The organism is Stenotrophomonas sp. NA06056, from assembly GCF_013364355.1.
Taxonomy (GTDB): Bacteria; Pseudomonadota; Gammaproteobacteria; order Xanthomonadales; family Xanthomonadaceae; genus Stenotrophomonas.
The window spans coordinates 2,392,871-2,404,248 of sequence record NZ_CP054931.1 but is presented as its reverse complement, the minus strand read 5'-3'; the positions used below and the strand labels follow the sequence as shown (position 1 = coordinate 2,404,248).

General features: G+C 65.9%; 13 protein-coding genes. 8 read left to right on the top strand and 5 right to left on the bottom strand.

Going from position 1 to position 11,378, the window contains the following annotated elements:
• Positions 1–69: 69 nt before the first annotated feature.
• Positions 70–966, bottom strand: coding sequence for a LysR family transcriptional regulator (locus tag HUT07_RS10645; protein WP_176020928.1), 897 nt, complete (start codon positions 964–966; stop codon positions 70–72).
• Between the two features lie 84 nt (positions 967–1,050).
• Between HUT07_RS10645 and HUT07_RS10640 the strand changes: the two genes are divergently transcribed.
• From HUT07_RS10640 to HUT07_RS10635, 3 genes are all read left to right on the top strand, one after another.
• Entirely contained in the window at positions 1,051–1,848 is a 798-nt protein-coding gene (locus HUT07_RS10640) for an NAD(P)H-dependent oxidoreductase (protein WP_176020927.1), read from the top strand.
• A 117-nt stretch (positions 1,849–1,965) separates the two neighbouring features.
• The gene (locus HUT07_RS20445) at positions 1,966–2,208 is read left to right on the top strand and encodes a hypothetical protein (RefSeq protein ID WP_254898850.1); all 243 of its coding nucleotides are present in this window, start codon (positions 1,966–1,968) and stop codon (positions 2,206–2,208) included.
• A 34-nt stretch (positions 2,209–2,242) separates the two neighbouring features.
• Positions 2,243–2,743, top strand: a complete 501-nt coding sequence (locus HUT07_RS10635; RefSeq protein ID WP_176022530.1) for a DNA-binding protein — start codon at positions 2,243–2,245, stop codon at positions 2,741–2,743.
• Between the two features lie 21 nt (positions 2,744–2,764).
• On the opposite strand, the gene HUT07_RS10630 is transcribed toward HUT07_RS10635, so the two are convergent.
• A complete protein-coding gene (locus tag HUT07_RS10630; protein ID WP_176020926.1) occupies positions 2,765–3,841 on the bottom strand; it encodes an MBL fold metallo-hydrolase in 1,077 nt (358 codons plus the stop codon).
• A gap of 103 nt (positions 3,842–3,944) precedes the next feature.
• Here HUT07_RS10630 and HUT07_RS10625 point away from each other — a divergent pair, with 103 nt between their 5' ends.
• Entirely contained in the window at positions 3,945–4,556 is a 612-nt protein-coding gene (locus HUT07_RS10625) for a TetR/AcrR family transcriptional regulator (protein WP_176020925.1), read from the top strand.
• A 16-nt stretch (positions 4,557–4,572) separates the two neighbouring features.
• On the opposite strand, the gene HUT07_RS10620 is transcribed toward HUT07_RS10625, so the two are convergent.
• On the bottom strand, positions 4,573–5,205 hold the full coding sequence (locus HUT07_RS10620) for a TetR family transcriptional regulator (RefSeq protein WP_176020924.1): 633 nt from the start codon (positions 5,203–5,205) through the stop codon (positions 4,573–4,575).
• A gap of 103 nt (positions 5,206–5,308) precedes the next feature.
• Here HUT07_RS10620 and HUT07_RS10615 point away from each other — a divergent pair, with 103 nt between their 5' ends.
• Positions 5,309–5,968 carry an O-methyltransferase gene (locus HUT07_RS10615; RefSeq protein WP_176020923.1) on the top strand — a complete coding sequence of 220 codons (660 nt, stop codon included), beginning with the start codon at positions 5,309–5,311 and terminating at the stop codon, positions 5,966–5,968.
• A gap of 7 nt (positions 5,969–5,975) precedes the next feature.
• On the opposite strand, the gene HUT07_RS10610 is transcribed toward HUT07_RS10615, so the two are convergent.
• Complete coding sequence (locus tag HUT07_RS10610; protein WP_176020922.1) at positions 5,976–7,916, bottom strand: EAL domain-containing protein; 1,941 nt, start codon at positions 7,914–7,916, stop codon at positions 5,976–5,978.
• A 99-nt stretch (positions 7,917–8,015) separates the two neighbouring features.
• Positions 8,016–8,732 (bottom strand): SDR family oxidoreductase, encoded by a 717-nt coding sequence (locus tag HUT07_RS10605; RefSeq protein ID WP_176020921.1) that lies wholly within the window; start codon positions 8,730–8,732, stop codon positions 8,016–8,018.
• Between the two features lie 71 nt (positions 8,733–8,803).
• On the opposite strand from HUT07_RS10605, the gene HUT07_RS10600 reads away from it, so the two are divergent.
• The 3 genes from HUT07_RS10600 to HUT07_RS10590 all read left to right on the top strand — a co-directional run bounded on the left by HUT07_RS10600 (position 8,804) and on the right by HUT07_RS10590 (position 11,376).
• Positions 8,804–9,607, top strand: a complete 804-nt coding sequence (locus HUT07_RS10600; protein WP_176020920.1) for an APH(3')-II family aminoglycoside O-phosphotransferase — start codon at positions 8,804–8,806, stop codon at positions 9,605–9,607.
• 147 nt (positions 9,608–9,754) lie between these two features.
• Positions 9,755–10,345, top strand: a complete 591-nt coding sequence (locus HUT07_RS10595; protein ID WP_176020918.1) for a TetR/AcrR family transcriptional regulator — start codon at positions 9,755–9,757, stop codon at positions 10,343–10,345.
• Entirely contained in the window at positions 10,342–11,376 is a 1,035-nt protein-coding gene (locus tag HUT07_RS10590) for a DUF418 domain-containing protein (protein WP_176020916.1), read from the top strand. Before HUT07_RS10595 ends, HUT07_RS10590 begins: the two co-directional genes overlap by 4 nt.
• Positions 11,377–11,378 lie beyond the last annotated feature (2 nt).

Genomic DNA, 11,378 nt, shown 5'->3' with positions numbered 1-11,378 from the left:
GCTAGCAAGGGATGTAACCGGTTACATGACGCGTCGCAATATTTTCCGGACACGCTCCGGCCCGAGGTTTCATGAATGCGCACAGATACGGTCGCGCAACCAACGATGCGCCGGATCGCGATGCACGCGCTCATGCCAGAGCATCACCATCTCGAAGCCCGGCACATCAAGGGGCGCTTCAACGGCCTTCAGGGCCGGGTCTTGTGCGACCAGGCGCGACGGCATCATCGCCACCAGATCCGTGCGCAGCAGCACGCTGCGCAGGAACAGGAAGTGCGGCACCGACAGCACCACGTTGCGACGCGCGCCGGCATGCGCCAACGCACTGTCGGTGCCGCCATGGAAGCCGCCGCCATCAGGTGACACGATCACATGGTCCAGCGCGCAGAACTGCTTCAGCGTCGGCCGCCGCTTGAGCCGGGGATGATCGCGGCGCCCGGCCAGTACGTAGCGCTCCTGGAACAGCGGGCGATGGTGCAGCGAAGGAGGTGCGTCGGAGGTGATGTGGAACGCGAGATCGATCTCGCCGCGTTCGCTCTGCACCACCATCTGCGCCGGTGCCAGGCTGACCACGGCAATGCGGGTGCCGGGTGCGCGCTGGCGCAGGTCAGCCAACGCCGGCAGGACGATGGTGGTTTCGCCGAAGTCCGACGCCATGATCCGCCAGGTCTGCGTGGCCTGGGCGGGATCGAACGCCTGTACCGGCGCGACCGCGCGCTGCAGTGCCGCCAGTGCCTCGGCCAACGGCTCGCGCAGCGCATCGGCACGTGCGGTGGCACGCATGCCGCGCGCGCCCGGCAGCAGCAGTGGATCGTCGAACAGGTGACGCAGGCGCGCCAGCTGCACGCTGACAGTGGGCTGGGCCAGATGCAGGCGCTCGGCCGCACGGGTGACGTTCTGCTCTTCCAGCAACGCCTGCAGCGTCACCAGCAGGTTGAGGTCGATGCGCCGCAGGGTATTGTCCATGGCAATGCCGGGGATTGCAGGAATTCATTTCAACTATAGCGCGCTGGCGCCTAACGTGGCCGGCATCCCCTCCCTGGTACCGCCATGAACGTCCTGCTTGTCTACGCCCACCCCGAACCCACCTCGCTCAATGGCACCTTGAAGACCTTCACGGTCGAGCGCCTGCAGCGCGCCGGCCACAGCGTGCAGGTGTCCGATCTGCATGCCATGCAATGGAAAGCGCAGATCGACGCCGACGATCACCTCGGGCGGGATCCTTCGGTTCCGTTCCACGCGTCTCTGGATTCGCGAGAAGCCTTCAAGACGGGCCGCCAGAGTGCCGACATCGCTGCCGAACAGGAAAAACTGCGCTGGGCCGACGCGGTGATCCTGCAGTTTCCGTTGTGGTGGTTCTCGATGCCGGCCATTCTCAAGGGCTGGGTGGACCGCGTGTACGCCTATGGTTTTGCGTATGGCGTGGGCGAACATTCCGATCGGCACTGGGGCGACCGCTATGGCGAGGGCGCGATGTCCGGCAAGCGGGCGATGCTGGTGGTGACCACCGGCGGCTGGGAGTCGCATTACGGTCCGCGCGGTATCAATGGGCCGATCGACGACGTGCTGTTCCCGATCCAGCACGGCATCCTGTTCTATCCCGGCTTTGACGTGCTGCCCGCGCATGTGATCTACCGCAGCAGTCGTATCGATGAGGCGTCGCTGCCTGCCGTGCTGGAGGGTCTGGGTGCGCGGCTGGATGGGCTGGCGAGCGATCCGGTGATTGCCTACCGGCGGCAGAACGCTGGGGATTATCTGATCCCGTCGCTGGAGCTGCGGCCTGGAATCTCGGCGAAGGAGCATGGGTTGGGAATTCACCTGCAGAAACAGGTACGCCCGGATCACTGACGCGGATGGCTCTGGATCCATGGCGGAGAGGCTGTAGGGTCGAATCGACTGGTCGCACTCACTATGGGTTGTCACTTGACAACCGCTGCGATCGTATCCAGACTCCGAGGGAAGGGAATGCCCCGTTCGCGCCATCCAGACAAAGACATTGAAGCTGCCCTCCGTTTCGCCGAGTCGCGTGGATGGTGGCTGCGGATCGGCGGCAGTCATGCCTGGGGACGAATGTACTGTCCCTACAACGACAAGGACTGCCGATGCGGAGAATTCTGTGTGGTGAGCATATGGAGCTCGCCCCGGAATGCCTTGAACCATGCGCGTGCCTTGTGTCGCGTTGTCGAGAACTGCAGCCGTGAGCGATGACGCACCCGCCATCCTCCCAAAGGACACGTCGATGATGGAATTCACCTTCATTCTCAAATATCGTCTGCCGGATTCAGGTACCGACGCTGGCTCGCTTGAGCAACGCCTTGCCGATGCCGGCTGTGATGATGCGCTGCTGGGCATTGGCAGGCCGGGCAGGTTGGCGCTTGAATTCTGCCGCCGGGCGGCCAGTGCCCGGGAGGCCGTGCTTTCCGCGCTGGCAGACGTCCAGCGTGCCGTACCCGGTGCAGAACTGATCGAAGTCAGTCCCGACCTGGTGGGGCTGACCGACGTCGCTGATCTGCTGGGCATGTCACGGCAGAACATGCGCAAGTTGCTGCTTGCGCACCCGCAGACGTTTCCGGCACCGGTGCACGAAGGCAGCGCGTCGATCTGGCACCTGGCCGATATTCTCTCGTGGATGCAGGCACGCGGTAGCCAGAAGGTCAGCAGCGAGCTGGCGGAGCTCGCTGCCGCGGCGCTTCAGATCAATGTGGCGAAGGAGCAGGAACGACTGCTTCAGCATCCCGGCTGAGGGTTGCTGCGCGACGGGTCGTTACAGTTCCACCCGCTCCCACCAGCGCGTCCCAGCGGTCGGTGCCTGCATGTCCAGCGCCTCGCCCATCATCGGCGTGGCCACCGGCACGTTCTTCGCTGCAGCCAATGCGCTGATGCGTTCGAACGGCTGCTGCCATTCGTGCAGGGCCAGGTCGAAGGTCCCGTTGTGGATCGGCAGCAGCCACTTGCCGCGCAGGTCCAGGTGCGCCTGCAGGGTCTGTTCGGGCTGCATGTGCACGAACGCCCAGCGCTGATCGTAGGCACCGGTTTCGATCATCGTCAGGTCGAACGGACCGTACTTCTCGCCGATGGCCTTGAAACCATCGAAGTAGCCGGTGTCGCCGCTGAAGAAGATGCGGAAGTCGCCGTCCTGGATCACCCACGAGGCCCACAGGCTGCGATCGCTGTCACCCAGGCCACGGCCGGAGAAATGCTGGCCGGGTGTGGCGGTCAGGCGCAGGCCCGCAGCCTCGGTGGTCTGCCACCAATCCAGCTGTTCAACCTTCGCCGCGTCCACGCCCCAGGCAATCAACTGGTCGCCCACACCCAGCGGGGCGATGAAGCGCGCGGTCTTGCCGGCCAGCTTCATCACCGCGGCGTGGTCGAGGTGGTCGTAGTGGTTGTGCGAGAGGATGACGCCGGCAATCGGCGGCAGCTCGTCGATGCTGATCGGCGGGGCATGGAAGCGCGCCGGGCCCATCCATTGCACCGGTGAGGCGCGTTCTGAGAACACCGGATCGGTCAGCCAGTACTGGCCGCGCAGCTTCAGCAGGATCGTCGAATGGCCCAGCCGGAACAGACTGCGGTCGGGCGCCGCGTCCAGCGTGGCACGGTCCAGCGCCCGCACCGGAATGGGGTGGTTGGGCACGGTGCCCTTGGGCTTGTTGAACAGGAAGGTCCACCAGATCTCCAGGCCATCGCGCAGGCCCATCGCCGGCTTCGGCAGGGCGTTGCGGAACTTGCCTTCGCGGTACTGCGGCGAATCGGGGAAGTCGGGGAGGGACCAGGACTTGCAGAAGGTATAGGCGGTCACGGCGAGGATTCCGAGCAGGAGGACAAGGAGCAGGCGCTTCATGGGTGACGTCCGCAGGGTACACTGCACAGTGTAGTTTCCGATTTCTGGAAAGTACACTCCCGGGTGTAAAATTGGTCCATCCGTTCAGCTATCTGGTCCCGCCATGCCCCGTGCCCCGCAACGCCTTACCGACCGCAAACGCGAGGCCATCGTCCGCGCGGCAGTGGAGGAGTTCCGGTCGGCCGGCTACGAGGCGACCAGCATGGACCGCATCGCCGCGGTGGCTGGCGTCTCCAAGCGCACCGTCTACAACCATTTCCCGAGCAAGGAAGAACTGTTCGCGCTGATCCTGGAAGAGCTGTGGCAAAGCAGCGTGGCCAGCGTCGAGCTGCCGTACCGCGCCGACCAGCCGTTGGATGTGCAGCTGCTGCAGCTGCTGCGGCAGAAACTGGACCTGCTGGGCGATGCGAATTTCATCGACCTGGCGCGGGTGGCGATGGCCGAGATCATCCATTCGCCCGAGCGTGCGCAGGCGATCGTCTGCCGCATGGGCGAGAAGGAGAGTGGCGTCAGCGCGTGGATTCGTGCGGCGATTGCCGATGGGCGGCTGCGCGAGGTGGATCCGGAATTCGCCGGCCATCAGCTGCAGGGGCTGGTGAAGAGCTTCGCGTTCTGGCCGCAGGTGACGATGGGCCAGGCGCCGCTGGCGCCGAACGAGCGCACGCGCGTTGCGGAGTCGGCGGTGGCGATGTTCCTCGGTTTCTACGCGGTATAAGTCAGGGCCTGCGCGATCAGTGCGCGCCCAGATGCTTGAGGTAGGCGCAGAACATGTCGGCCACCGCGTCGGCATAGGTGCGTATTTCAGCTGCGGTGCGCGGTTCACTGGAAAATTCACGGCCGGTGGCACCCAGCGTGGTGTCGATCAGATCGACCGCCAACTGGCGCGTGGCCGCCGAGGCCTGCGGCAGCGTCTCGGCCATGAATGCGAGCATCGCACCATCGGCCTCGCTGCGCGCTTCCTGCGCTTCCGGCGCATCGCGGTACAGCGGCGCTGCGTCGTTCAGCGCGCCGCGGGTCTGTGCTTCCTCGCATTCGGACTCGATGAACGCATGCACCAAGGTGCGCAGGCGCTGCAGGTGCGGTTGCCGTGCGTCCTGCAGGATGTCGCGCAGCATCGCGCCGGTCTGCTGCCACTCGTCGCGCTGCAGGCGAAACAGGATCGCCGCCTTGTTGGGGAAGTACTGGTACAGCGAGCCGATGCTGACGCCGGCACGTTCGGCCACCCGCGCGGTGGTGAACCGGGGGGCACCTTCGTGCTTCAAAACGTGAGCCGCGGCTTCGAGAATGGCCGCGACCAGGTCGTTCGATCGTGACTGGCGAGGCTGTTTTCTCGAGGAAATCTGCGGCGGACGACGTTCGGACATAGCGGTGTTCCAATGCGAATAGGCGGCACGGGGGATCGTCCGTATTCTGGATTGCGACGAATCATTCGCATTCTAACCCCGCCACCGAAAGGAACACCTGTCCATGTCCACCTTGATTTCCGCCCCGGTCGCGCCCCTGCTGGCGCGCCTGTTCACTGAAGCCGACAGTGCGCTCAGTCCGGCCCTGACCGCTGTTTCCGCCGAAGAGCGGCAGCGCCTGCTTGGCAGCCGTACCGAGTACCGGCGTCTGTACGGCGAGCTGCTGAAGGACCTGTGGCTGCCGGTGTCGCCGGAAACCGGCAACCTGCTGTACCTGCTGGCACGCAGCAGCGGTGCCCGCAGCATCGTCGAGTTCGGTACCTCGTTCGGCATCTCCAGCATCCATCTGGCTGCTGCGCTGCGTGACAACGGCGGTGGCCGCCTGATCACCACCGAGTTCGAGCCGGAGAAGGCGCGCCGTGCCGCTGGCCACCTGCGGGAGGCGGGCCTGGACGACCTGGTGGAGATCCGCGTCGGCGACGCACTGGAGACGCTGGCGGTGGACCTGCCCGACACCATCGATCTGGTGCTGCTCGATGGCGCCAAGGTGCTGTACGACGATGTGCTGGACCTGCTGCAGGAGCGCCTGCGCCCGGGCGCGCTGGTGGTGGCCGACAATGCCGACGACAGCCCGCGCTACCAGCAGCGCATGCGCTCGGGCAACGCAGGCTACCTGTCGGTGCCGTTCGCCGAAGATGTTGAACTGTCGATGCGCCTCGCCTGAAAGACGCTCATGCCAGCTGCCGGAACTGGTCCGGCGGCAGGGCGTGTGCGTACAGATAGCCCTGGCCGACATCCACTCCCAGCGCACGCAGCAGGAGTTCCTGTGCCGTGGTTTCGGTGCCTTCGGCGACGACGATGGCACCACAGCGGTGCGCCACTTCCACGATGAAGCGGACGATGGACTGCGACTTCGCATCGGACAGCGTGGCGATCAGCGCCCGTTCGATCTTGACCTCGGCCACCGACAGCTGCGACAGCAGGATCAGGGTCGAATAGCCGGCGCCGAAGTCGTCCAGTGACAGGCTCATGCCAGCAGCCAGCAGAACCACGACGTTGGCGTCGACGACGTCGCGCTCGACGATCTCGGTCCACTCGACGATCTCCAGCCGCAGCATCGCGCCGGGTATGCGTTGCTGCTCCAGCAAGGTGCACAGTCGGGCGCCAAAGCCGGGTTGGCGCAGCGATTCGGCGGACACGTTCACCGCGATCGTCAGCGTGTGCCCGTCATCCCTGCAGTGGCCAAGGAAGGCGGTGGCCGCCTGCAGCGTGGCCCATTCCAGTTCGGCCAGGCGGCCGCGGCGGCGCAGCAGGGAAACCACCCGCATCGGCGCAATCAGGTGACCCTCGCCATCGCGCATCCGCAACAGCGCTTCGGCGCCGACCAGGTGGCGATCATGCAGGCGGAACTTGGGCTGGTAGTACAGCGGTGCATCGGCGTGCTGCAGCCAGTGGTCCAGCGCGGTCTCGATCAGCGCATCCACTTCACTGTCGCGCTGGATCGGATCGTCAAAGAACACCACGCCGGAGTCGATCGTGTTCAAGGCCAGGGTGACGGCGCGGAACGGGATGGAGCTGTCGTCCTGCGTGGGCGCCGTCAGCTCGACCACCGCACAGCGGAACACCGGGCGGAAGCCCGGCCAGTCGTCACCGATCACCGCGGACAGGTGGTCGGCCAGCGCGGGCAGCTCGGCATCCGCGCGGAGGTCGGCAAGGCTTGCATCGAACAGCAGGATCGCCAGCGCGCTGTCACCGAACTGATAGACCTCCGTCGTGCCGGTCGGGCGTGCGTGCAGCAGGGTGCGGCGTACGGTCTCGGCGTTGTGCGCATTCCACACGCCACTGTCATTCAGGGGGCCGTAGCGCAGCAGCAGATCCTGCAGGTTGCCCATCTCAGTCACGATCAGGCACGCATTGCCGTGGTCATCGCTGCTGCGCCAATGGCGCTGCAGACGCTCGTCCAGAGCGCGCAGGTTGGGTAGACCACTGATCGGGTCAATGCGCATCCAGGCATGTTCGCGTTGGCGCTGGGCATCGATCTGCGCGTCGTTGTAGACCAGTGCGAACACCGCCGCCAGCACCAGCAGTGACACCGGCAGCGCCATGACGCGTTGGGTGGCCAGTTCCAGCAAGGGCAGCTGCGCGCTGCCGATGATCGCCACGCCCAGCGCCAGGCCCAGCAGGGTTACTGCGATGCGCACCGCCCAGGCCTGCAGGATCAACCGCAGCGACAGCTGGGTGAGCATGCGCGCATGGATCCGCCCACGCAGCCAGATGCCGGCGAGCACCTGCAGCGCCGCTTCCAGGCTGGCGGGCAGGAAGTACTGGGTGCCGGAGAACTGGTAGCGCGCCAGCAGGCTGGCCAGCAGGCAGGTCACGCCGCCGCGCCAGCCGCCCAGCAGGCCGCTGATCAGCAGGATGTCGATGCCGAGGTTGAGCTTGACCACGCCCTGCGCATAGCCGGCCACGCACCAGGAATTGAACAGATAGATCAGGCCGAGAATCGCGCCGATGTAAACGCGGCGCCCTTCGATGGCTTGACCTTGGCGGCGGGTGGCGATCAGGAACACGCCGATCATGCCGATCACCGCGGTGGCCTGCAGCAGGTACAGCGGCAGGCTGGGCAGGGCGCTGTCCAGGATCCGGGCCGAAACCCGTGATAGCGCATCCATAGCCATAGCCGGTCCTGTGTGCGGCCAACTGCCAGAGGCCTGCAGGGTAAACCAGGGCCGCATGTGCGGCCAAACCATGGCGTGCGGGGCGTGCCGCGGCTAGTAGCGCGTATCGGCGATGGCCGGCAGCACCAGCTCGCGGACGAAGCTGGAGGGCGACAGCTGCAGGAGGGCACGCACCATCGACACCACATCGTGCACCGGTACGTACTCGCCATTGCCACGTGCGGCCGCCTGCAGCAGGGGGGCCGAGAGTGCATCGTCGGTATTGAGGTAGCCCAGCTGCAGCGTCGTCACGGCCAGCCGCTGCTGGCGGAAGCCCTCGCGCAGGGCATCGGCGATGCCGTTGAGGGCGAACTTGGACGCGCCAAAGGCCACCTCGGGGCGGCCGCTACGCGGCAGTGCCGAAGTCGAGCCGGTCAGCACCAGCTGCGGGCGGCGTCCACCCAGCAGGCGCGGCAGCAGCCGCTTGAGCAGCAGCAGGGTGGCGGTGATGTTGACGTCCACCAGCTGCGCCAGCGCGGTGTCACGTTCGTTGAGGAAATCGTAGTCGTCACTGAATGCGGTCTCCTCCCAGATGCCGAGATTGTGGATGAGCACGTCGAGATCGGGCGGTGCCTGGTCCGCGATGCTGGCGGCCGCATGCACGGGCTGGCTCAGGTCTGCCTCTATCCACTGCAGGTCGACGCCTTCGTTGCAGTCCAGCTGCGTGGGCCGCGAGCGCGATACGCCGACGACGGTATCACCGGGTTGGCCGAGTCCTTCCACGAAGGCGCGGCCGAGGCCTTTGCTGGCGCCGATGATCATGAGTTTCATGCGATGTCCTTTGCTGTGAAGTGTCCGCTTCGGAGAGAATCCAGGGTATGGCCGGGGCCGGAGCGGTGCAGATGGAAACAGGATCGGGCAATGGTGAAGGCATGCCCTTGCCTTCGCAGTGGCACAGCATGCTGCGCGATGCGGATATCGAGATGCAGAGCATCGGCGTGTCGCGCGCGGATGTGGCGCGGGTGCAACGTCAGGGGTTGCCGGATGCGTTCCTGAAATCGGAAGTGATCGACGCCTTCAGCGAACTGGACGGCGAAATCCTGCGGCTGCGCTGGCTGCAGGCGCAGGGACAGCCGGTGCCCACGGTGCTGGATACGGTCGAGGAGGGCGGTCGCCGCTGGCTGCTGATGAGCGCCTTGCCCGGCCATGACCTGGCATCGTCGCCGACGCTGGAGCCTGCACAGGTGGTCGTGCTGCTGGCCGACGCGCTGCGGGCGCTGCATGCGCTGCCGGTCGCCGGCTGTCCGTTCGACCATCGCCTTGCAGTGCGTTTGCCTGCGGTGGCCGCGCGCGTTGCCGCAGGACAGGTCGATGCGGATGATTTCGACGATGAACGCCTGGGCCAGAGCGCGGAGCAGGTGTACGCCGAACTGCTTGCAGGCCGTCCGGCGGACGAGGATCTGGTGGTCGCGCACGGCGATGCGTGCCTGCCGAATCTGCTGGCGGTCGACGGGCGCTTCAGTGGTTTCATCGATTGCGGCAGGCTGGGCGTGGCTGATCGTTGCCAGGACCTGGCGTTGGCCGCGCGCAGCCTGGTCGACAACTACGATGACACCCGTTGGGTCGCGCCACTGTTGGCCCGTTATGGCATGCGTGCCGATGAAGATCGACTGGCGTTCTACCGGCTGCTGGACGAATTCTTCTAGAAGCATGCGAAGTGCACAGGCGCTGCAGGACGCGGCAGGATCGGCCCTCAACTGCGGTTGAGGTCAAGCGCAGCGGCCTGAACGGCAACTGGCCGAGGGCATTGGCGGCCCTGTAAAATGGACGAACGTTCGTTCATTGTTTGCGACATGAACCGAACCGACCGCAATGAGCAGCGCGCCTCGCAGATCCTGCAGGCTGCCCTGCAGTGCTTCGTGGTGAAGGGCTTCCACCAGACCAGCATGCGCGACATCGCGCAGGCGGCCGGGGTCAGCCTGGGCAATCTCTACAACCACTTCCCCGGCAAGGAGGCGCTGATCCTGGCAGTCGCCGAGGCCGAGCAGGATGAGCTGCAACCGTTGTTGCAACAGCTGGAGGCCTGCAATGGCGAAAGGGCGCAGGTGCAGGTAGTCCTGCACGCGTTCCACGCCTTGTGCCGGCAGCCGGAATGGGCGCTGCTGAGTGTGGAGGTCCTGGCGGAGAGTGCGCGCAATCCGGCGGTGGCGGCGGCATTTGCGGGCAACCGCGCGCAGCTGCAACGAACCCTGGCCGAGGCCTTGCAACAGGTTGCACGGCGTGAGCGCCGCCGCCCTGCACTGGCGGCGACGCTGCAGGCGCAGGTATTGCTGGATGCGATCGAAAGCGATGCGCTGCGGCAGGGGTTGGGCGAGGTGCGCGCTGCGGATGCCGACGTGCTTGATCCTGGCCTGCTGGCAGCGCTGCTTGGAAGCCGTTCGTGAGCGGTGACGATCAACGGCTGCATGGGCTGGACCTCGCGCGCTACCTCGCGCTGGCCGGCATGGTGCTGGTCAATTTCCGTCTGGCGATGGCGGTCGAGGCCGACGGCGGCGGCTGGCTTGCGGGATTCTTCCACCTGCTGGAAGGCAAGGCCTCAGCAACCTTCGTGACGCTCGCCGGGGTGGGGTTGATGCTGGCCACGCAGCGACAAACGTGGTGGCAGGCGAGCGTGCAGACCTGGCGACGGGCCGTGTTCCTGGCTGTACTCGGCCTGCTCAACCTGACCGTGTTTCCCGCCGACATCCTGCACTACTACGCGGTGTATTTCGCGGTGGCAGTGCTGTGGCTACGTGCTTCGCCGCGTGTTCTGCTGGGCAGCATGGTTGCTCTGGCGATGGTCTCGTTCTGGGCCCTGCTGCGCTGGGACTACAGCCAGGGCTGGAACTGGCAGACGTTGGCTTATGAGGGTCTGTGGCAATGGCCGGGTGCGATGCGCAACCTGCTGTTCAACGGTTTCCATCCCGTGTTGCCGTGGCTGTGCTTCTTCCTGCTGGGCATGCTGCTGGCGCGGCTGCCGCTGTCGCAGCCACGGGTGCAGCGCGCATTGCTGCTGCTGGGCCTGCTGTTGATGGGCGCTGGGCAGGTGTTGCAGCAGTGGGGCCACGGTACGGCGTGGCAGGCGTGGCTGGCCACGCAGCCGATGCCGCCCGGTCCGGCCTACCTGCTGACCGGCGCAGGCGCAGCGAGTGCATTGATTGCTGCCTGCCTGTGTCTGGTGCGGCTGCGTTCCGGTGATTGGCTGGAGCCGTTCACTGCGGCCGGACGGATGACGCTGAGCCTGTACGTGGCGCACATCCTGATTGGCATGGGCGTGCTGGAATCGCTTGGTCTGCTTGATGGCAGCGCCAGCCTGTCGTGGGTGTTGATGGCCGCGTTGCTGTTCGTGATGCTGGCTACGGCGGCGGCCTGGTTGTGGTCGTGGCAGTTTGCGCGCGGTCCGCTGGAAGCGGTGATGCGGCGTGTCGCCGGCTAGTT

Excerpts from the sequence above, each read along its gene's own strand:
- HUT07_RS10645 (WP_176020928.1), bottom strand. The coding sequence starts at position 966 with ATGGACAATACCCTGCGGCGCATCGACCTCAACCTGCTGGTGACGCTG.
- HUT07_RS10640 (WP_176020927.1), top strand. The coding sequence starts at position 1,051 with ATGAACGTCCTGCTTGTCTACGCCCACCCCGAACCCACCTCGCTCAAT.
- HUT07_RS20445 (WP_254898850.1), top strand. The coding sequence starts at position 1,966 with ATGCCCCGTTCGCGCCATCCAGACAAAGACATTGAAGCTGCCCTCCGT.
- HUT07_RS10635 (WP_176022530.1), top strand. The coding sequence starts at position 2,243 with ATGGAATTCACCTTCATTCTCAAATATCGTCTGCCGGATTCAGGTACC.
- HUT07_RS10630 (WP_176020926.1), bottom strand. The coding sequence starts at position 3,841 with ATGAAGCGCCTGCTCCTTGTCCTCCTGCTCGGAATCCTCGCCGTGACC.
- HUT07_RS10625 (WP_176020925.1), top strand. The coding sequence starts at position 3,945 with ATGCCCCGTGCCCCGCAACGCCTTACCGACCGCAAACGCGAGGCCATC.
- HUT07_RS10620 (WP_176020924.1), bottom strand. The coding sequence starts at position 5,205 with ATGTCCGAACGTCGTCCGCCGCAGATTTCCTCGAGAAAACAGCCTCGC.
- HUT07_RS10615 (WP_176020923.1), top strand. The coding sequence starts at position 5,309 with ATGTCCACCTTGATTTCCGCCCCGGTCGCGCCCCTGCTGGCGCGCCTG.
- HUT07_RS10610 (WP_176020922.1), bottom strand. The coding sequence starts at position 7,916 with ATGGATGCGCTATCACGGGTTTCGGCCCGGATCCTGGACAGCGCCCTG.
- HUT07_RS10605 (WP_176020921.1), bottom strand. The coding sequence starts at position 8,732 with ATGAAACTCATGATCATCGGCGCCAGCAAAGGCCTCGGCCGCGCCTTC.
- HUT07_RS10600 (WP_176020920.1), top strand. The coding sequence starts at position 8,804 with ATGGAAACAGGATCGGGCAATGGTGAAGGCATGCCCTTGCCTTCGCAG.
- HUT07_RS10595 (WP_176020918.1), top strand. The coding sequence starts at position 9,755 with ATGAACCGAACCGACCGCAATGAGCAGCGCGCCTCGCAGATCCTGCAG.